General features: G+C 45.2%; 19 protein-coding genes. 4 read left to right on the top strand and 15 right to left on the bottom strand.

Annotation, left to right across the window (positions count from 1 at the left end):
- Positions 1 to 14 precede the first annotated feature (14 nt).
- The 9 genes from lplT to PSI22_RS09000 all read right to left on the bottom strand — a co-directional run bounded on the left by lplT (position 15) and on the right by PSI22_RS09000 (position 9,134).
- Entirely contained in the window at positions 15 to 1,211 is a 1,197-nt protein-coding gene (lplT, locus tag PSI22_RS09040) for a lysophospholipid transporter LplT (RefSeq protein WP_273579461.1), read from the bottom strand.
- A 4-nt stretch (positions 1,212 to 1,215) separates the two neighbouring features.
- Positions 1,216 to 3,363: a bifunctional acyl-ACP--phospholipid O-acyltransferase/long-chain-fatty-acid--ACP ligase gene (aas, locus tag PSI22_RS09035; protein WP_273579460.1), complete on the bottom strand. Its 2,148-nt coding sequence runs from the start codon at positions 3,361 to 3,363 to the stop codon at positions 1,216 to 1,218.
- 134 nt (positions 3,364 to 3,497) lie between these two features.
- Positions 3,498 to 4,022, bottom strand: a complete 525-nt coding sequence (gene aroL, locus PSI22_RS09030) for a shikimate kinase AroL (protein WP_273579459.1) — start codon at positions 4,020 to 4,022, stop codon at positions 3,498 to 3,500.
- A 165-nt stretch (positions 4,023 to 4,187) separates the two neighbouring features.
- A complete protein-coding gene (proA, locus tag PSI22_RS09025) occupies positions 4,188 to 5,441 on the bottom strand; it encodes a glutamate-5-semialdehyde dehydrogenase (RefSeq protein WP_273579458.1) in 1,254 nt (417 codons plus the stop codon).
- Positions 5,442 to 5,480: 39 nt separating this feature from the next.
- Entirely contained in the window at positions 5,481 to 6,584 is a 1,104-nt protein-coding gene (gene proB / locus PSI22_RS09020) for a glutamate 5-kinase (RefSeq protein WP_273579477.1), read from the bottom strand.
- Between the two features lie 129 nt (positions 6,585 to 6,713).
- Entirely contained in the window at positions 6,714 to 7,115 is a 402-nt protein-coding gene (crl, locus tag PSI22_RS09015) for a sigma factor-binding protein Crl (protein ID WP_273579457.1), read from the bottom strand.
- Between the two features lie 76 nt (positions 7,116 to 7,191).
- On the bottom strand, positions 7,192 to 8,439 hold the full coding sequence (gene frsA / locus PSI22_RS09010; protein WP_273579456.1) for an esterase FrsA: 1,248 nt from the start codon (positions 8,437 to 8,439) through the stop codon (positions 7,192 to 7,194).
- Positions 8,440 to 8,454: 15 nt separating this feature from the next.
- Positions 8,455 to 8,916: a xanthine phosphoribosyltransferase gene (gene gpt, locus PSI22_RS09005; RefSeq protein ID WP_273579455.1), complete on the bottom strand. Its 462-nt coding sequence runs from the start codon at positions 8,914 to 8,916 to the stop codon at positions 8,455 to 8,457.
- 29 nt (positions 8,917 to 8,945) lie between these two features.
- Entirely contained in the window at positions 8,946 to 9,134 is a 189-nt protein-coding gene (locus PSI22_RS09000) for a hypothetical protein (RefSeq protein ID WP_038192445.1), read from the bottom strand.
- Positions 9,135 to 9,177: 43 nt separating this feature from the next.
- Between PSI22_RS09000 and pepD the strand changes: the two genes are divergently transcribed.
- Positions 9,178 to 10,638 (top strand): beta-Ala-His dipeptidase, encoded by a 1,461-nt coding sequence (pepD, locus tag PSI22_RS08995; RefSeq protein WP_273579454.1) that lies wholly within the window; start codon positions 9,178 to 9,180, stop codon positions 10,636 to 10,638.
- Positions 10,639 to 10,700: 62 nt separating this feature from the next.
- Here pepD and dinB read toward each other — a convergent pair whose 3' ends face one another.
- The 3 genes from dinB to PSI22_RS08980 form a co-directional block, all read right to left on the bottom strand.
- Positions 10,701 to 11,756, bottom strand: coding sequence for a DNA polymerase IV (dinB, locus tag PSI22_RS08990; protein WP_273579453.1), 1,056 nt, complete (start codon positions 11,754 to 11,756; stop codon positions 10,701 to 10,703).
- Between the two features lie 156 nt (positions 11,757 to 11,912).
- Positions 11,913 to 13,106 carry a Cmx/CmrA family chloramphenicol efflux MFS transporter gene (locus tag PSI22_RS08985; protein ID WP_273579452.1) on the bottom strand — a complete coding sequence of 398 codons (1,194 nt, stop codon included), beginning with the start codon at positions 13,104 to 13,106 and terminating at the stop codon, positions 11,913 to 11,915.
- Between the two features lie 256 nt (positions 13,107 to 13,362).
- Complete coding sequence (locus PSI22_RS08980) at positions 13,363 to 15,405, bottom strand: choline transporter (protein ID WP_273579451.1); 2,043 nt, start codon at positions 15,403 to 15,405, stop codon at positions 13,363 to 13,365.
- Positions 15,406 to 15,614: 209 nt separating this feature from the next.
- Here PSI22_RS08980 and betI point away from each other — a divergent pair, with 209 nt between their 5' ends.
- From betI to betA, 3 genes are read left to right on the top strand one after another with little or no spacing between them, the layout of a single operon-like run.
- On the top strand, positions 15,615 to 16,211 hold the full coding sequence (gene betI, locus PSI22_RS08975) for a transcriptional regulator BetI (protein ID WP_273579450.1): 597 nt from the start codon (positions 15,615 to 15,617) through the stop codon (positions 16,209 to 16,211).
- Between the two features lie 20 nt (positions 16,212 to 16,231).
- Positions 16,232 to 17,710, top strand: a complete 1,479-nt coding sequence (gene betB / locus PSI22_RS08970; RefSeq protein WP_273579449.1) for a betaine-aldehyde dehydrogenase — start codon at positions 16,232 to 16,234, stop codon at positions 17,708 to 17,710.
- Positions 17,711 to 17,737: 27 nt separating this feature from the next.
- Positions 17,738 to 19,429, top strand: coding sequence for a choline dehydrogenase (gene betA, locus PSI22_RS08965; RefSeq protein ID WP_273579448.1), 1,692 nt, complete (start codon positions 17,738 to 17,740; stop codon positions 19,427 to 19,429).
- A gap of 167 nt (positions 19,430 to 19,596) precedes the next feature.
- On the opposite strand, the gene PSI22_RS08960 is transcribed toward betA, so the two are convergent.
- From PSI22_RS08960 to PSI22_RS08950, 3 genes are all read right to left on the bottom strand, one after another.
- Positions 19,597 to 20,034, bottom strand: coding sequence for a GNAT family N-acetyltransferase (locus tag PSI22_RS08960; protein ID WP_273579447.1), 438 nt, complete (start codon positions 20,032 to 20,034; stop codon positions 19,597 to 19,599).
- A 156-nt stretch (positions 20,035 to 20,190) separates the two neighbouring features.
- Complete coding sequence (locus tag PSI22_RS08955) at positions 20,191 to 20,712, bottom strand: YtxH domain-containing protein (protein WP_273579446.1); 522 nt, start codon at positions 20,710 to 20,712, stop codon at positions 20,191 to 20,193.
- Between the two features lie 32 nt (positions 20,713 to 20,744).
- On the bottom strand, positions 20,745 to 20,927 hold the full coding sequence (locus tag PSI22_RS08950; RefSeq protein WP_273579445.1) for a hypothetical protein: 183 nt from the start codon (positions 20,925 to 20,927) through the stop codon (positions 20,745 to 20,747).
- Positions 20,928 to 20,966: the final 39 nt, after the last annotated feature.

The raw sequence follows: 20,966 nt of genomic DNA, 5'->3' as shown, positions 1-20,966 counted from the left end.
AATTCTATAAGAAATTAATTTTTCCGAAGCAGATCCCAAATCCATACTCCCCCAATTGTCAGCGAGAACAAGATACCAAAACCAATACCGACGGCAACGACCGAGGCACCCAGCATGATGGAAATTAGGTACAGACCCAACATCACCAGCATCGCGCTGTTTTCACCAAAATTCTGCACAGCGACAGCGTTACCTGCGCCCATCTCGCGTTTTCCATGCTCCTGCAATAAGGCATTCAATGGAACGACAAAGAGGCCACCAAATACACCAAGGACAGTTAAGAGCAAGTAGGAAGACCATATTGATTGCTGAATAGCAAAAACAATTACCATAATACCAATCAGAATACCTGCGGGCATACAACGACGAACTGTTTTCAAGGTGATAAACCGTGCAGCCAGCCCGGCTCCCACAATGATGCCAACGGCAACCATTGCGTTCATCAGCGTAGGTGTCGTATTACCTTCAATCCCCAACACAACGGGAACCCACGCTACTAACAGGAAGCGTAGCGTTACCCCGGCTCCCCAGAACAGACTGGTTCCTACTAGCGAAAATCGCGTTTCCTGATTACGCCAAAGCGCAGAACAGACAGCCATAAAATCCACCAGCATTTTTTTGGGATTCCATCCATTACCCTGGCGCGCAGCAGCAAGCCGGGGAATATAGAAATTAGCCACCACAGCCGCACTATACATCAAAGCACAAAGACCTAATGCCAGTACCAGACTGATATCAGACAGGAAACCACCAGCTACAGAACCAATCAAAATGGCTGCGATTGTCGAAGCTTCCATCACACCATTGGCTTTGACCAGACGACCACCATCAGTTAATTCACCCAATATTCCGTATTTAGCAGGAGAATAGGCAGCGGCGCCAATCCCCACAAGGGTATACCCGAGGAAAGGGTTCATATCGATGCAGATACTGATGGCACCAAGTAATTTGATGCCATTGGCGAAAAGCATAACCCGGCCTTTCGAAAACCGATCAGCAATTTGCCCCACGAAGGGGGCAAGCACAATATAAGTCAGCACGAAAACAATTTGCAGGGCTGGCAGACTCCATCCAGGGTAAGCTTCAGCCTTCAATTGAGCTAAAATAGCAAAGAACAGCGCATTGTCAGCAAAAGCAGTGAGAAATTGAGACAGTAATACTGCCTTCATTCCCTTATTTAACAGTGGTCGTGTCTCTACAGTGCCATTCATTTCCTTACTCCTGTTCTGCCATTTTTCTTAATGTGACAAAATCCGGTTTTCCACTGCCAAGCAACGGTAATTGCTTCACATAACGAATATCCCGTGGAACCGCCAGCTCAGGCATTCCCATTTCTCTGGCAACCCCCGACATCGCATTTCTATTCAAATTAGCATCGGTTGTGAAGAGTACCAGCGCTTCACCTTTGCTATGATCACTCTTAGCTGTTGCTGCATGCAATGCGTCAGGAGAGACTCGCGATGCAATTTGCTCTACGGCTTCGAGAGAAACCATTTCTCCCGCCAATTTTGCAAAACGCTTCACTCGCCCTTTGATCGTACAAAAACCTCTGTCATCAATAGAAACAATATCGCCTGTATCATACCAACCGATCTGAGTATTACCTTCGGCATCTTCTGCGGTTGGTAGTTCCAGATGTTCAGGCGCTTCAACACGCAGATATCCTTTCATGATATTCGGCCCACGCAATTGTAAACGACCGCCGCCCTCAATGCCTTGTACAGGAAGAAGGCGAGCTTCCATTCCCGGTAAGATCCGTCCGACAGTTCCCATTTTAGCTGCCATTGGTACATTAATTGCCACAACAGGAGCACACTCTGTCACACCGTAGCCTTCCAGAATGCGAATGCCGAACTTATCCAGCCAAACATGTTTAGTGTTTTCTGACAGTTTTTCTGCTCCAGCAACCACATAACGCAGGCGGGCAAAATCATAAGGATGGGCAAAACGGGCGTAATTACCCAAGAACGTTGAAGTCCCAAACAAAACGGTACAATTACGATCATAGACCAATTCAGGCACGACACGATAGTGCAATGGGCTTGGGTAGAGGAATACACGGCTACCTGTCATCAGCGGGGTAAATAAACCAACTGTCAGACCAAAAGCATGGAACAGCGGTAAAGAGGACATAAAACGATCCTGAGGGGTAAAATCAGCAATCGTTTTAATTTGCTCAACGTTCGCCAATAAGCTGGCATGACTGTGCACAACACCTTTCGGCGCACCTTCAGAGCCAGAGGTAAACAAGATCAGAGCGTCATCATCAGGCTTCTGGGAAGGCGTAATGGCCTTAGCAGGAAAAATCAGATGCCATAGTATCCAAAGCTTATCTTCCCGCGTAATCGTATCTTTCAGATCTTCAAGATATACCCAATTGGCTTCCGTCACCTGCTCTGGCAGGTGGGTTAATTGCCCTTTTTGCAAAAATTGACGAGATGTCACGATGGTTTTGATTGTCGCCGCTTTCATGGCATTTTTCATACCACTCGTTCCCGCAGTGTAGTTCAGCAGAGCAGGCACTCGTCCTTTCAGCGAAGCACCATATATGGCAGCGGCCATCACTGTAGCATTAGGTAATAAAAGTCCAACCCGCTCATTTTTTTGAGTAAACCGTTCTAGAATCCGGCTGACACCCAGTATTTTTTTCAGCAATGCGTGATAGCTATCTTCCTTAAAAGTTACGTCCTCAATACAGGGTTTAAAACGGCCAAAACGTTTTTGTGCAGAAAGGTAAGCGCTAAATAACGTCTCTTTTGGACGGGTCTGCATCCTCACATCCATCATGATGGCATGAAGGTGTTCCCCCGCCAAACGACGACGCGTTGAAGAATCGGGGGCATTCGGCATCGGGAAATCGACGGCAGGCAAAATCTTGATGGTGATTTTCGGGAACCAATGCAGTTTCATAATCCTTTTCAAACGCCCAAAAATACTTTGCTCTGCGCCATCGATACGGACAGGAACCACTTTTGCACCTGATTTAGCAGCGACAAAAGCAGTGCCGTCATAGATCTTCATGAGAGAGCCAGTTATCGTGATCCGTCCTTCCGGAAAAATAACAATAGGGCGCCCATTATCGATCTCTTTAACCAACGTCCTGACTGCCATGGGGTTAGTTGGATCTAAAGGGACAACATCCGCATAGGATTTGATAAATCTGAGAAAGCCAGGGGTAGCAAGATTAGAATAAACAGCAAATACTGGCCTTACAGGTAGGAAAAGCCCAATCAGAAGACCATCCAGAAAAGAAATATGATTGGGTGTAATAATACATTTGGGATGTTTGAGCTGCTTCTCATCACCTTCTACCGTGACTCTAAAGAGTACACGAACAACTAATCGTATAAATTTTACGAGCATATCCATATCTCAATATAATTAAATAAAATTAAAGTGAGTAAGTAAAATGATACTATAATTGGTATAAGCAGTCTGAGATATAAAATTTTACGACTATATAAAAAATAAGCACAAAGATATTTTAATATATCAAATTATCCTATTTCTTGGTTTAAAATATAGCTATTAATTAAAGATGAAATATTTTCTGTCGAAGAATTAGCATCCACAATGAAATTTGCACATTCACGGTATAATCGCTCTCTTTCAGTCAAGATACTTTCGATTTCTTCTGTGATCGATTTACCTGTCAGACTAGGGCGCTGTGTATTTTCTGGGTTGAGCGATAGTCGTTTGATTAAAACTTCCGCTGGAGCCTGTAAATAAATCACAATACCATTTTGTTGCATATACTGGCGGTTTTCAGACGACAGAATCATTCCGCCTCCCGTTGAAATAACGCACTGATTCTGACTGACATTTTTTAGTATTTGGCTTTCTAATTCCCTGAAATGTGTCCAACCATATTGTTCAACAAGGTCAGCAATGGTCATTCCACAAGAGGCTTGAATACTTTCATCAGTATCAATAAACGCATACGATAGTGCTTCAGCCAACAACTTACCTATTGTCGTCTTCCCAGCACCTCGTGCGCCTACGATAAATAGAGTCTGTTTCATTTCGTTGTTTTCCTGAAGGTATATAGTTAAGCTTAAACACAAAGTGCAGTAACTAAATATTTACACCAATATAAAAAATACTTTTCATCAAACAAAGAGCCACACTTACGATAAAGTGTGACTTAACATCGCTTAATGAACGCTATCTAACAAGGAATTTCGACATTAACGACGGGATAGATAATCGCCATAGCCAATCCATTTATAAGTCGTCAGCGCATCCAGCCCCATCGGGCCTCTGGAGTGTAATTTCTGGGTACTGACAGCAACTTCTGCCCCTAGGCCAAACTGGCCGCCATCAGTAAAGCGAGTACTTGCATTCACGTACACGGCCGATGAATCCACATGACTGACAAAATAATTAGCCTGTTGCAGACTCTCTGTCAGGATAGCATCCGAATGAGCAGTGCCATAAGTGCGGATATGGCTAATAGCCTGATCGATACCACTGACAATCTCAACATTCATATCCAGTGATAGCCATTCATCACAGTAATCTTCTTCTATTACTTCAACGACTTTTGCCGGACCATCTTTCAGCAGTACCATCGCAGATACTCCTGCATGCAGTGTCACCCCCTGCTCTTTCATCTTGGCACTCAATGCTGGTAGAAAATCAAACGCAATTTTTTCATGTACCAGTAAAGTTTCCAGAGAATTACAAGCACTTGGGCGCTGAACTTTTGCATTGATGATCACATCCAGTGCTTTTTCAACATCAACACTTTCATCTACGAATGTGTGACAGACGCCAATCCCCCCGGTGATAACCGGAATAGTAGATTGTTCACGACAAAGTTTATGCAAACCAGCCCCACCACGCGGGATCAACATATCAACATAGCTATCCATTTTTAGCAATTCAGCAACTAACTTACGATCGGGTTTACTAATGGCCTGAACCGCAGAGGCAGGTAAACCACTTTGCTCCAGCGCCTGCTGAATAACTTTAACCATGGCCTGATTGGTATGATGAGTTTCCTTGCCACCGCGCAAGATAACTGCATTTCCGGTTTTCAGACACAGTGAGGCGACATCAATCGTGACATTTGGACGAGCTTCATAAATCACGCCAATAACGCCCAGAGGAACACGGCGACGACTAAGTTGCAGACCATTATCCAATGATTGCCCATCTATCATCTGCCCAACCGGATCAGCCAAACGACAAACCTGGCGCACATCATTGGCGATGGCACTCAATCGTTCAGGTGTCAGCAATAATCGATCAAGCAGTGCTTCACTCATATTTTGCTCACGAGCCTGTTCCATATCTTGCTGATTAGCGGCAAGAATCACTTCTGTCTCTTTCTCAAGCAAGTCAGCAATGTGACTCAGAGCCTGATTTTTCTGGCTGGTACTCAATTGAGCCAGTTGCCATGATGCTGCTTTAGCTGCTTTTCCCATCTGCTCTAGCATGGTGGAATCCTTAAATCACTATCAATTACGATCAGTTAACTAACTTACGATCATATCATCACGGTGCACAGCAACCGCGCCATACTCATAACCCAGTATCTGGCTGATTTGCTGTGAATGATGGCCTGCAATCAGGCGTAAGGCATCGCTATTGTAACGACATACACCGCGGGCTAACTCCTTGCCGGACAAGCTGCGGACACGGATCACTTCACCACGGGAAAAATTACCTTTGACGTTTTTAATCCCTTTTGGCAGTAAGGAACTGCCTTTTTCAAGGATGGCGGCTTCTGCTCCGTGATCAACGATGATTTCCCCTGCAGGAGGTGCACCAAAGATCCAGCGTTTACGATTTTCCATCGGGCAGGCCTGACCATGAAAACGAGTGCCAACTGATTTGCCTTCGATGACATCTGCAACAACGTCCTGTTTATTACCCGCTGCAATGATGACATCGATCCCCGCACGCCCCGCAATTCCCGCAGCCTGAAGTTTTGTGGCCATTCCGCCTGTACCCAGACCTGAAACGCTATCCCCTGCCATCATTTTTAACTCATCACTGATATCATGCACTTCAGGAATAAGCTGCGCTTCAGGGTTATTACGCGGATCGGCAGTATAAAGCCCTTCGATATCAGTCAGGAGCAACAATTTATCTGCACTGCCTAGAATCGCAGCCAGCGCAGAAAGGTTATCGTTGTCGCCGACCTTGATCTCTGCTGTTGCAACGGCATCGTTTTCATTAATGATGGGGATAATGTGGTTATCAAGTAGTGCCTGAAGCGTATCCCTTGCATTCAGAAAGCGTTCACGATCTTCCAGATCCGCACGGGTCAGCAACATTTGACCAACATGAATACCATAAATGGAAAAAAGCTGTTCCCACAATTGAATCAACCGACTTTGCCCAACAGCCGCCAACAGTTGCTTTGAAGCAATCGTAGCAGGCAAGTCTGGATATCCCAGATGTTCCCGCCCTGCTGCAATTGCACCAGAGGTCACAATAATAATACGGTGGCCTTTCTCATGCTGTTGAGCGCATTGCCGAACCAGTTCCACAATGTGAGCACGATTCAAACGACGAGAGCCACCAGTCAGTACACTCGTTCCCAGTTTCACAACCAATGTTTGGCTGCCATTCATCATATTTCTGCCATTACAGTAAGTTTGAAAAAAACAAGTTTGAAAAAACAATGCTCAGTTTTAACAGGAGAGAAGCGTTATGCCAACCGACATAACGCAAAATTAAAAAAAAGTTGGCTTAGAACAAACTCATGCCATAATTTGAGTTTGAAGAGCGATGGTATTTTTGGACGGGATCAACGTAAGTTTGAAGGTATCAAAAGAATCCGTCAGACGTTTGTGAAATGCCTGCAAAGTTGATTCAAGATGCTCAAGATCAGCAGTTTTTTTGATACTCATCGGCTGCCATTCACCATTTTTATCAAATAGACCTATCTGATAGTTATAAACAAACCCTTTTTCATCTTCTTCCAATTCCAGCCACCATCCCCAAAACTCCCTTTTTTCCGGAACCACCTTTGCGCTGACACAAACAGCCAGACAGTCAAAGAAAAAATAGCCATCTTGGCATTTTAATTCACGTATATACGGTCCTAATGCAGAAAAGCTCTTCAACAACTTATTTCTAGAATAATTTACGGGTAAAGTCATACAAAGGTCTCCTCCTTCATATACAGAAACACAGTTGTATCAAACGGTTAAAAAATATCAATTCTTAAATTTAAGTTTAGGAAACTTTATCTTTCAACCATACACTTGTTTCATGTAACGCCTTATTAAAACCACTATAGACTGGCGTAGAAGGAATTGCCAATAACGAACCATCCATTGATGACATAGCAATAAGTTTTGAGTCTTCCCTTGGGCTGAAAACATCATCTTTCCAATAAACGGAAAGCATTGGCACAGAACAGCGACGCCCCAGCAACCCTTGGTTTTTCAGTGAATAACAGCTCAATTCTAAACGTAAGGCGGCTTCATCGACGTGATAGATACCCAAACGATTAGCAAGCACATCAATGTACATTGACGGTATATTCTGCTGCCGTTTCTCGTCATTCAGCAAGGTATGAACTATCGGGCCAATGACGGCCACCCCTTTAATAAGCTGAGGCTCCAGATAAGCAAGACGTACTGCGATATTTGCGCCGAAACGAAAGCCCATAACGCCTACACGGGTATGATCAATCCACGGAATTTGATTCAACTGCTGAAGAACCTGCTGATGGAGTACGCACGTATCCTGCGTCAATTTGAATTTGGCAGAGTAACCAACAGCAGGCATATCTACTGTCAACATGGCAAAGCCGAGTGGAGCAAGATGATCACGAAACAGTCGCCAGAAGTCACTCTGCACATTGTCAAGGCTGGTACAGACCAATATTGTTGGACATGGTTCTTGAACGTTAGGAGGAAGATGCAATAAGCCTGTGACACTTTTGCCCTCTTCTAACTGAAATTCCAGCTTTTTCAATTCATAGTCAGAATAGTGAGCCGCATTTTCATAGGCTTTACTGGCCAACGCAGCGGCCTGTTCCGCCAGTTCATCACCGTGCAAATGAGGATAAGCCGCAATACTATATAACATCGCAGCCTTTAGCCAAGATGTTCCGGCTTCAGATGTCTGCTCCGCACGCAGCGCCTCCTGTTGCCAGTGCATAGCCTGCTGCGTCCATTCAAATGCCCAGTTTCCCTTGCGATAGCCGATCACAGTATCCAATAAATGGTCATCACTGCGTTCGGCATCTATCACTGCAATCCTGCTGAGAACATCCTGAATTTCCAGTGGATTGATTCCCCTCCAGATCCAAGCAAGCCAATCAATCATCCGATACCAGTGCTCGCGGCGCTCTCCACTAAGTATCCTATCACTGACCGCTGTGGACTGTGGACGGACATATTTTACCAGTGTAGACGTTTCCTGCTGTTTAAGCCGAGGCTTAAACAACGATTCTGAAAGGTTTTGTTTAGTCATAACAAAAGAAAAAGATTACGGTTTATTACAAATAGGTGGAACGAATACCACACCCATATCCCATGGCTGTTCGATCCATGTATCTTGAGGAATATCAACTACATAATCATCCACTAAAGGACGGCCGGCAGGTTTGGCGAAAATAGTCACGAAATGCGCTTTGGGATACATGTTACGGATTGCCTGCGCTGTACCTCCGGTATCAACCAAATCATCGACAACGATAAAACCTTCTCCATCGCCTTCCGCTTTTTTCAATACAGTCAATTCACGCTGATTATCATGATCATAGCTGGAAATACAAACGGTATCGACATGACGGATTCCCAGTTCACGTGCCAGCAATGCAGCCGGTACAAGCCCACCACGACTAACGGCAATAATGCCTTTCCATTGTTCTACAGGAAGTAAACGTTGTGCTAATTTACGGGCATGCATTTGCAACATATCCCACGTTACAACATATTTTTCGCTCATATGATTTGATCCTGGAAACTAAGAATATCTCAGAAAAGAGTTTTTTGCGGAAAAAAAGGTTGCGCGGGATTATAGTGATTTGGATCGGCAAAAACCAGTAAAAAACAAGGGAAATCCTGATCCTGACTGCACATCTCAAACAAGAAAATGATATCCTCGGGCATGGCATGGGCATTGGGACAGCTCAAGATGACAAAAGCTCCCAATGCGTCAGACATTACTATTTCCATCTCATCAAGATGCAGTTACAGGAGATTCGCCGTGTCCGAATTATCAACATTATCCCCTCAACCATTATGGGATATTTTTGCCCAGATTTGTTCCATCCCACATCCGTCCTATCACGAGGAAGCACTCGCGTCCCATATCATTGAATGGGCCAAGAGCAAGGATTTCCATGTAGAACGGGATGAAGTCGGCAATATTCTGATCAGAAAACCAGCCACAAAAGGCATGGAAAACCGCCAATCAGTCGTGCTTCAGGCTCACCTTGATATGGTGCCTCAGAAAAACAATGATACACAGCACGACTTCACAAAAGATCCTATTCGTACTTATATTGATGGTGACTGGGTAACTGCTGAAGGTACAACACTGGGTGCTGATAACGGCATCGGCATGGCTTCTGCTCTGGCAGTACTGGCAGATGAATCCGTCAAGCACGGCCCACTGGAAGTTTTACTGACCATGACTGAAGAAGCCGGCATGGATGGCGCATTCGGACTGCAATCAGGCTGGTTACAGGCTGATGTTCTAATCAATACCGATTCAGAAGAAGAAGGCGAGATTTACATGGGCTGCGCGGGTGGCATTAATTTTGTCTCAACCCTGCCACTTTCCCGCGAAACATTGCCTGCAGGTTACCAAACTTTGCAACTGACTATTAAGGGATTAAAAGGTGGCCATTCTGGTGGTGATATTCATCTGGGATTGGGCAACGCCAACAAATTGCTGGCACGTTTCCTCGCCGCGCACTCAGACGAATTAAATCTAAAATTGATTGATTTCCAAGGGGGAACCCTGCGCAATGCTATTCCTCGCGAAGGTTCTACCGTCATTGCCGTTCCGGCAACTCAGCTCGAAAAACTGCACCAATTGAAAGATGACTATCTGGATACGTTGAAAAACGAATATGCGGTCGTTGAAGCAAATTTGATCGTCCTATTGGATGAAATCGAAACTTCCTCACAGGCACTCACTACAGATTGCCAGACTCGCTTTCTCTCCATGCTAAATACCATGCCTAATGGTGTTATCCGTATGAGCGATGTTGCTGAAGGCGTGGTTGAAACTTCCCTGAACGTGGGCGTTGTCACTATGGAAGAAGGAAAAGTCGAGATTATCTGCCTGATCCGTTCATTGATCGACAGTGGCAAGGCTTACGTTGTTGATATGCTAAATTCCCTGGCAAAACTGGCAGATGCAGAAACAGCAGCAAGTGGCAACTATCCGGGCTGGCAGCCAGATGCCAACTCGCCAGTCATGCATTTAGTTCGTGAAACCTATCAGCAATTATTCGACAAGACCCCCAATATCATGGTGATCCACGCAGGTCTGGAATGTGGTCTGTTCAAAAAACCGTATCCGGATATGGACATGGTTTCCATTGGCCCAACCATTCGTGGCGCCCATTCGCCTGATGAAAAAGTTCACATCAAGAGCGTTGGTCAATACTGGCAGTTGTTAACCGCTATCCTAAAAGCGATCCCGGTTAAAGAGTAATACGTGCCTCCCCTGCTCATCAGCCGTAGGGGAGCTTCCCTTTCAGCATTACCAGCCCAATATTACCATTCCAGTAATAATTGCCGTTCCAATTGTGGATTCTGTAACGTCACATGCAGCCCAACCAACCGCACGCCCCTTCCTTCTCTGCGCATTTCCCAAGCCTGTTTTGCCACCTGAATGAGATCCGATTTATCCAGTAATGGATGAAGATGTTCCTGTGTCGTCAATTGAAAATCATCAAATTTTAACTTGATGCCCTGACGGGCAATGCGGAGATCGGGTTTTACCTTACCTAAACGTTTTTCCAATTCTGAGTAAAGTTTTTCAATGAGTTCAACACAATCACGCCATTCATGAATATCCTGTGCCAACGTTTTTTCTACACCAACAGACTTACGTAAGCGATCGGGGCTAATTTGCCGCTCATCAATACCATGACTACGCTCCCAAAGTGCCAGCCCAAATTTCCCCAGTTTTTTAATCAACGCAACCTTGTCATAGTTTTGTACATCAGCACAGGTTTCCAACCCCATATCAGATATACGCTTGGATGTGACTTTTCCCACTCCTGGAATTTTGCGTAATGGCAATGACTTGACGAATACCTCAACCTGTTCAGGGGAAATAACATATTGCCCGTTAGGTTTATTGATATCAGACGCAATTTTTGCCAGAAATCTGACCGGGGCAACACCTGCTGAAGCGGTCAGTTGCAATTCATCAAAAATCACCTGACGGATTTGCTGAGCAATTAACGTCGCCGAGCCGTGGCAATGTTGACAGTCCGTCACATCCAAATAGGCTTCATCCAGTGAAAGCGGTTCAATCAGTTCAGTGTAACGGGAAAAAATCTGGCGGATATGCTGAGAAACTTCTTTGTAGGATGCCATTCGCCCCGGAATGACTTTCAATTGAGGACAAAGTTTCAATGCCATCGCGGTGGACATAGCGCTACGTACGCCAAAACGACGGGCAGGATAATTTGCTGTGCTGATCACTCCACGCCTGTCTGCGCTGCCACCAACCGCCATGGGAATATCGCGGAGTGATGGATTATCCCGCATTTCAATGGCAGCAAAAAAGCAGTCCATATCAATATGAATAATTTTGCGCATTTCACCTCTCCATGCCTCTTTTCACGCCAAAATAACTGTATAAATATACAGTCTTATGTCATTGAGCGCTACTTGTTTTTTAAGAACTAATTCCTGCTACAAGTTAGCGCTCTGTATGAAGTTTTGTTTATATTTAGCCTTGATGGGACGAAATTTTTAATCGTTGTGACAATTTTTATGATGTGAACGCGCGTCAATCAGTATTGGGACAAGTGCAATAATTGCCAGTAATGCTCCCACTCCAGCCACAGAAGATAAGCCGTAGCCTGCCCCGATTGCAAAGCCAGCCAGCAAGGGGGCTAATGTGATCCCGAGCTGGAAAGCGGATACATTAGTTGCACCTGCCAGTGTCGGCGCATTTGCGGCAATGGTATAGACCCGGTTCATGACGGCAGGGTTAACAACGAAACCAGACACTCCGAGCAGAAATACCAGACAAGTTGTGGCCATCACGTTTTCAGCTAAAAAAGTCAACGCAATAGAAGTCGCAACGATACCAAGAGTGCCAATCATCAGCGTCTTGAATGGATATTTATCTGCTGTCCGCCCACCTATAGTCAATCCGATAAAAGCGCCGATACCAAACAATGCAAGCACCGCAGGAACCCAAACCACCGCCAGCTTGCTGATATCAATCAATAATGCCCCCAAATAGCCGAATGTCGCCATATAAGCGGCGGTTGTCAGCATAGTAGTGCTATAAGCCACCCATAATTTCGGTTGTGCCATGGTTTTCAATTCAGTATCTAATACCGGAGCCTCTCCCTGACTCGGTTGTATCTCCGGCAACATAAACCACAATGCTATCGCCGTGACTGATGTTGCTGCGGCAACCGCCCAGAAACCGGCACGCCACCCCGCTATATCACTAATCACCGTTCCTAATGGCCCGCCCACTACCATCGCCAGACTCAATCCGCTGACAACCACGGCCAATGCCCTTGCCGTGCGATCTTGGGTCACTAAATTAACTGCCGTCGTCGCAGCGACTGCCCAAAACCCAGCGTAAGCGATACCACTGACAACGCGGGCAATCAATAATGGCCAATAATCGGGTGACAGCATCCCAATGGCGGTAGCGGCAATAAACAGAGCCTGACTCAACAATAATGTTGCTCGTCTGGGCCAACGCAATGTTGCTACAGCCAATGAGGGCGCTCCGAATAGAACACCAACGGCAAATGCAGAAATTAACATGCCCGCAGAGGGTAAAGAGACTTGTAGATCTTCAGCAATTTTTGGCAGCACCCCCGCGATTAAAAACTCTGAACTTCCCATCGCAAACAGGCTTAAGCCCAAGAGATACACAGCAATAGGGATTTTGGATTGCATGGCATTCGAAATAGACATGGATGAGCTCCCAGAGCCTTCATTAAGGCGAGATGACTATAAATTACCGATTAAAGTACAACACCATTAATCAATAAATCAATTGAATAATTAAAGATTGCATATAGAATGGAGACTTATGTTGATATTCTTGAATATGATTGATATTGGTAGGCTCGAATTCGTTAACTTAATTAGCAATTACAGACAAGGTAAAAAAATAAAAAAACTGCCAACAACTCAATATATTGCAGGCAGCTTCCGTTATAAATCTATATTATCCCCCGTTCGGGAAAATCAACGTCTGACCCGGTGCTTCGCGATTCAGATGAATAAAGTTCAGATGCTTTTCGTAGTGATCGAGAATATCGCTGATAATTTGTTCTTTGGTGTAATCCATCAAGTCATTGCCCTGAGTCCCTTCCATCAAGAAAGTTTCCAGTCGGTAATAGTAAGATTTACCCGATCTGGCACGATAGGTAAATCCAGGCACGGAATAACGCTGCGGCCAGACTTGGTACACAAAGTTTTGTTCATCCCCCAGATCGACAATTAATTCAAGCGGGCTCAGTCGTTCGTCCCCTTCTGATGGCAGCGCATTAAACTGTACTTTCGCACCACGTAATTCCAGCTCTTTTGCCACTTCCTGCATGGCAGGACGACAAACCACATCCAGCATTCGTTGGGTGCTTTTCGTACCCGGAAAATTCATCATGCGGCTCAGACGCTGCTTCCAGTTCAACGAACCATTATCATGTACCAATGTTGGCGAGGTATTCTGCAATGAACTGGCTTTGCGGAAATCTTCCACACGCAAAGATTTGTACAATCCGGCCATCACAAAGAAAATCACAAAGCTGAAAGGCAACCCCATGATTACCGTCATATTTTGCAAAGCAGAAATGCCATCCGTCATTAATATGCCCAGTGTTAATACACCAATCGCCACTGACCAAAAGACACGTAGCCAGTTAGGAGCATCATTATTGATATCACTGAGATTTGAGGTGAAATTCCCCAGAACCAACGAGCCTGAATCTGCCGATGTGACATAAAACAACAATCCCGTGATCGTAGCAACAGAGGCGCTGAACTTGAAGGCCGGATAAAGTGCCAGCAAGCCATAAAAACCTTGCTCTGGGTGCTCCAATACCGTTTCGGCCAATTGACGATTACCATGCAGGATTTCATACAATACACTGTTACCAAAAATTGATAACCATAACAACGTAAAGACAAACGGAATGATCAGCGTTCCCATCACAAACTGGCGAATGGTTCTGCCACGGGAAATACGCGCAAGGAATAATCCAACAAATGGCGACCATGCAACCCACCATGCCCAGAAAAACAGCGTCCAGTTATTCATCCATTCGGTCGGGCGCTCAAATGCAAAACTATTGAGCGTCATTCCCATGAAACGGCTGATGTAATCCCCCACATTCTGCACTAATCCATTAAGTAGAAATTCAGTATTCCCTACACACAGAATAAACAGGATCAAGCCCAGTGCCAGCAGCACATTCAGCTCGGACAGGAACCTAATACCTTTGTTCACGCCAGAGGTGACAGAAACAATGGCCATCACAACCGACAACAGTATCAACCCGCCCTGAACCCCCAAACCTTGAGGCAATCCAAATAGCACTTTCAGACCATAATTCAATTGCACCACCCCAATGCCCAGCGTGGTTGCAATACCGAAAATCGTACCTATCACTGCCGCAATATCCACGGCATGACCAATGGGACCTTTTATTCGATTGCCAAAAATAGGATAAAGTGCAGAACGAATGGTCAATGGCAGGTTATAACGATAGCTGAAATATCCCAGCGCGATCCCCATCAAGGCGTACATTGACCAGCCCGTCAGGCCATAGTGGAACAGTGTCCACACCATCGCCTGACGGGCTGCTTCAATAGTTTCTCCTTCACCCGTTGGCGGCCGCATGTATTGTGTGACTGGCTCAGCCACCGAGAAAAACATCAAATCAATACCTATCCCTGCGGCAAACAGCATCGCAGCCCAACTGAGCAAACTGAATTCCGGCTTAGATTGCTCCGGCCCCAATTTGATAGAACCAAAACGAGAGGCGGCAACAAAAATAACAAATACAATGTAAAGCGTTGCGGCCAGCAAATAATACCAACCGAATGTTTTGGACACCCAATTCAGCGTATTTTTTATCCAGACACTTGTCGCATCAGTGAAAAAAATCGTGAATAAAGTAAAAATGATAATCAGCCCTGCTGAGGTGAAAAAAACGACAGAGTTCAGAGTATCCTTCTGAGTGTTTTTTGGACTGTCTGGTGTGTTCATAGGCAGTTCCTGAAATTAATGAAAATAAAAAGACAAAAAAGAATAAGACAATTAACCATTTGAATAAAAAACAAAAATTATGTTACCTCGAATAAATTTAACCTGCCATTGTGAAAATATTGTAATAAAACATATTTAATTTTGATTGAACATTCAATTAAAAAAAAGTTTAATAACTGCCGAATGATTGATTTTCTGAGCATAAAAACATGCCAAAAATTGGAATGCAGTCGATAAGAAAGCAGCAACTCATTGATGCAACATTAGCCGTAGTCAATGAGGTTGGAATGCAGGATGCTAGTATTGCGCAAATAGCCCGCAAAGCAGGCGTTTCCAACGGTATTATCAGCCACTATTTCAAGGATAAGAATGGGTTATTGGAAGCCACGATGCGTTACTTATTGCACCAACTTGGGATGGCTGTAGCACGACGGCTACGGCTGCTCGATAATGCAACCCCAGCCCAGAGATTGAAAGCCATTGTTGAAGGGAATTTTGATGCCAGCCAAATCAGCAGCGCAGCAATGAAAACCTGGCTGGCGTTCTGGGCAAGCAGCATACATCAACCCAATCTATACCGACTACAACAGGTGAACGAACGTCGTTTGTATTCCAATATTTGTGTCGAATTCAGGCGTGTCTTACCAAAAACAGAAGCTCGGCTAGCAGCACAAGGGCTGGCTGCCCTGATTGACGGTATCTGGCTGAGAAGTGCATTAAGCAGCAAGTCTTTTGACATAAAAAGCGCGTTCACTATCACCCTCGATTACATCGAACAGAAACTCGGAACACCTTACACAGCCTGAGTTCTGACTAAGGAGAATCCATGACTCGTTTTGGCTTACAAAAGCTTTATATCCACGGCACTTACGTTAATAGCGTTAATCCCGATAAAAAAACTTTTGATGCGATCAATCCAGCTAATGGTGAGGTTATCGCTCAATTACAATCTGCGACAGAGCAGGATGTTGAGCTGGCCGTCAAAAGTGCTCAGAAAGGGCAAAAAATCTGGGCAGCGATGACTGCCGTAGAACGTTCACGGATCTTACTCAAAGCAGTTGATATCCTGCGCGAACGCAATGATGAACTGGCTGAGTTAGAAACACTGGATACTGGCAAGCCACTGTCTGAAACTCAATATGTCGATATTGTCACTGGTGCGGATGTGCTGGAATATTACGCTGGCTTGATCCATTCTCTCGAAGGTCAGCAAATTCCACTGCGCGAATCTTCCTTCGTCTATACGCGCCGTGAGCCACTCGGTGTCGTTGCCGGTATCGGGGCCTGGAACTATCCAATTCAAATTGCCCTCTGGAAATCAGCGCCAGCACTGGCGGCCGGTAATGCCATGATTTTCAAACCCAGTGAAGTCACGTCACTCACCGCCCTGAAATTAGCCGAAATTTATACTGAAGCAGGTGTGCCAGATGGGGTGTTTAACGTTCTGACTGGCGCGGGTCATGAAGTGGGTCACACTCTGACAGTACATCCGAAAATCGCCAAAATGTCGTTTACGGGTGGCATTGTCACAGGCAAAAAAGTCATGGCGAATGCATCGGGATCAAATTTGAAAGAAGTCACGATGGAGCTGGGTGGAAAATCCCCGCTGATCATCTTTGATGATGCCGATCTGGATCGTGCTGCCGATATCGCTATGATGGCAAACTTTTTCAGTTCCGGTCAGGTCTGTACCAATGGGACACGAGTTTTTGTTCCGAAAGCACTGGCTCCCCAATTTGAAGCCAAAATTGTTGAGCGCGTTAAACGCATTCGCATTGGCTCTCCCCTCGATCCAAATACCAACTTTGGCCCTCTGGTAAGCTTTCCACATATGGAATCCGTATTGCGTTATATCGAAAGTGGTAAGTCTACCCATGCGCGACTGCTGTGTGGCGGCGAGCGCCTGCTGGAAGGTGAATTGGCGAAAGGCGCATTCGTTGCACCAACGGTATTTAGCGACTGCACCGATGATATGCTGATTGTGCAAGAAGAAATTTTCGGCCCTGTGATGTGTATCCTGACCTATGAAACGGAAGATGAAGTGATCAACCGTGCCAATAACACCGATTATGGCCTCGCAGCAGGATTAGTGACACAAGATCTATCCCGTGCACATCGCGTGATCCATCAACTGGAAGCAGGGATCTGCTGGATCAACACATGGGGAGAATCTCAAGCCGCCATGCCAGTCGGTGGCTACAAACATTCTGGGATTGGCCGTGAAAATGGGCTGGTCACACTGCAAAATTACACACAAACCAAATCAATACAGGTGGAACTGGGTAATTTTGAATCCCTATTTTAATCCATGACTGAAACAGAGGAGATAACAATGGTATTTGATTACATTATTATCGGAGCTGGTTCAGCAGGTAATGTGCTTGCAACCCGTTTAACGGAAGATCGCGATGTCACTGTCCTGCTGCTCGAAGCTGGCGGGCCTGATTACCGATTCGACTTCCGTACCCAAATGCCAGCTGCGCTGGCATACCCCTTGCAGGGAACCCGTTATAACTGGGCGTATGAAACCGACCCTGAACCCCATATGAACAACCGACGTATGGAATGTGGTCGTGGCAAAGGGCTGGGGGGTTCTTCACTGATCAACGGCATGTGCTATATCCGCGGCAATGCGCTGGATTTTGACAACTGGGCAACGCTGTCAGGTCTGGAGGACTGGGCTTATCTCGATTGCCTGCCCTACTTCCGCAAAGCGGAGACACGGGACATGGGGGCAAATGACTATCACGGTGACGATGGGCCAGTCAGCGTCACTACGCCCAAACCGGACAATAATGAACTTTTTCATGTGATGCTAGAAGCTGGTATCCAAGCAGGATATCCACGTACTGACGATCTGAATGGCTATCAGCAAGAAGGTTTTGGCCCAATGGATCGTACTGTCACTCCTGAAGGCCGTCGTGCCAGCACTGCTCGTGGTTATCTGGATCAAGCACGATCGCGCTCAAACCTCACCATCATTACCCACGCCTTGACAGATACTCTCGAATTTGAGGGAAAAAGAGCCGTCGGCGTCAATTTTTATCAAGGTAACGCATCGACTTTAACGCAGGCAAAAGCACGTAAAGAAGTATTACTTTGTGCTGGCGCGATCGCTTCCCCACAGATTTTGCAACGCTCGGGCATTGGCCCTGAAGAAGTCCTGAACGAGTTTGGCATTCCGGCGGTACAGATATTAGCGGGAGTTGGGCAAAATCTTCAGGATCATCTTGAGATGTATTTGCAGTATGAATGCCTCAAGCCGGCTTCTCTCTATCCGGCTTTGAAATGGTACAACCAGCCAAAGATTGGTGCTGAATGGTTATTCAAAGGCACAGGTATTGGGGCGAGCAATCAATTTGAAGCAGGTGGGTTTATCCGTACCAGTGAAAAATTTACCTGGCCAAATATTCAATTTCATTTCTTGCCTGTTGCCATCAATTACAACGGTAGCAATGCAGTCAATGAACATGGCTTCCAAGCTCATGTCGGCTCGATGCGTTCTCCAAGCCGTGGTCGAGTAAAAATCACTTCGCGTGATCCACGCCAGCACCCCAGCATTTTGTTCAACTATATGTCAACCGCGCAGGACTGGCAGGAATTCCGTGATGCCATCCGCATTACACGGGAAATCATGGCACAGCCTGCACTGGCTCCTTACTGTGGCCGTGAAATCAGTCCCGGCACTGACATCCAAACAGATGAGCAATTAAATGCCTTTATTCGTGAACGTGCAGAAACCGCCTTTCACCCATCCTGTAGCTGTAAGATGGGCACAGATGAAATGGCCGTTGTGGATGGTCAGGGACGTGTGCATGGTGTTAAAAACTTGCGTGTGATTGATGCTTCCATCATGCCGGAAATCATTACCGGTAATTTGAATGCCACAACGATTATGATCGCAGAAAAAATCGCCGATAAAATTCGGTGTCGTACTCCACTGCCACGCAGTCAGGCAAAATATTATGTTGCCAATGGCGCACCAGCCCGCAAATCGGCACAGAATACGCCATCAGTGAATTAATTTTCGCCAATATAAAATCAACAACCAATACGGGAAAATTGGATACATGCAATATTGTTTGCACAATCACATTTCTCGTATTGGTATTTAAAACAAGCCAGATATTGATGGATACCTATTTTCAATACCAAGACATTTTTCTTAAAAAGGAAGCAACGAAAAAGTGATTACGCTAAATCCAACGTCATAAAAATATGTTCTGCACCTTCTTCCAAATAGATTTCCCCACGCGCTTGATAGCCTAAACTTTCATAAAATGGCTGAGCATGGCATTGCGAGGATAAACCGATGGCTACAACGCCATTTTTACGTCCATAATCTTCAATAAACTCCATTACCTTACGACCCATGCCTTTACCTCGATACTCCTTCAATACCGCGACACGCCCTACTTTGAGCATATTGTTATCCATTGAAACTGCGCGTAATACTCCAATGGGTTTTTCACCATCAAATATCAGTACATGCAGAGCAATATCATCATATTCATCGATATCAATTTCTGCGTCAAATCCTTGTTCATCAGTAAATACTTGTTTGCGAATGGCAAAAGCCTGCTGAATTAATTCGGGATTTTCTCTTCCTACGCTGTATTTGATTTCCATTATGATGTCCTGAATGCGATTTGCAGAATGGATATTAAATTACGGGTGAGCAGATAGCTCAGTCAAGTTGATAACAGAGGAAAAATAAGGGCAACCTTTTTCAGGTCGCCCTTCAGCCTTAATTTATTTTTACTAACAGGATATTGAATCGCAGGATTAACTTTCCTCTGTTTTATCGCCGTCATTTTTGAAGCTATTGATAAAATCATCAGCCTGCTTATTGGCATCAGATTTTATTTCTTCCGCCTTTGATTTCACATCATCTTTAAGCTGGTTAGCCTTATCGGTGGCCTGATGCTGTATATCATCCGTTTTAGTTTTCACCTTATCCAGCGTATCATTCACAGACTTCGTGACTTCATTTTGCACATCTGCCGCTTTGGATTTCACCTGATCGGCCAGGTGATTGGCAGAATGATTTATCTGATTTTGTACTTCCTTAGACTTATCTAGCAGACTATGGCCTTCACGCATGGCGCCTTCTTTCACTTCCTGTGATTTTTCCTTGGCACTATCCACTATTCCAGTGGTTTTCTGTTCAGCGTCATTTTTCATCTGGGTAGCACTTTCTTCAGCTTGTCGGGCAGAGTCTTCCACTTTTTGGGAACCATCATCACAACCAGCAAGCAATGCTACGATACCTGCAAAAATCAGAGAACTGAGAATTTTTTTCTTCATTGGCTAACCCCTTGTACTTAAGAAAATTGTACTTACGGAAATGACTTCGCCAATGAGTGTTCTGGCCGTTTGGTGCCACAACATCCCATAAGCACTTTGCTCTCACTGCCAACGTAGTCAGCAATTGAGAAGGTATAACCGACACGGATAATCACTTCAATCATCCAGCAATAAACCCGTAAAAATGTCAGACAACATGATCTATCACAGTGCATTCCATCTCCATAACACTTCTCAAGACATGCTTATAAAAA

The sequence above is a fragment of the Xenorhabdus aichiensis genome (assembly GCF_028598775.1).
GTDB lineage: Bacteria > Pseudomonadota > Gammaproteobacteria > Enterobacterales > Enterobacteriaceae > Xenorhabdus > Xenorhabdus bovienii.
This window is presented reverse-complemented; position numbering and strand designations above follow the sequence as displayed.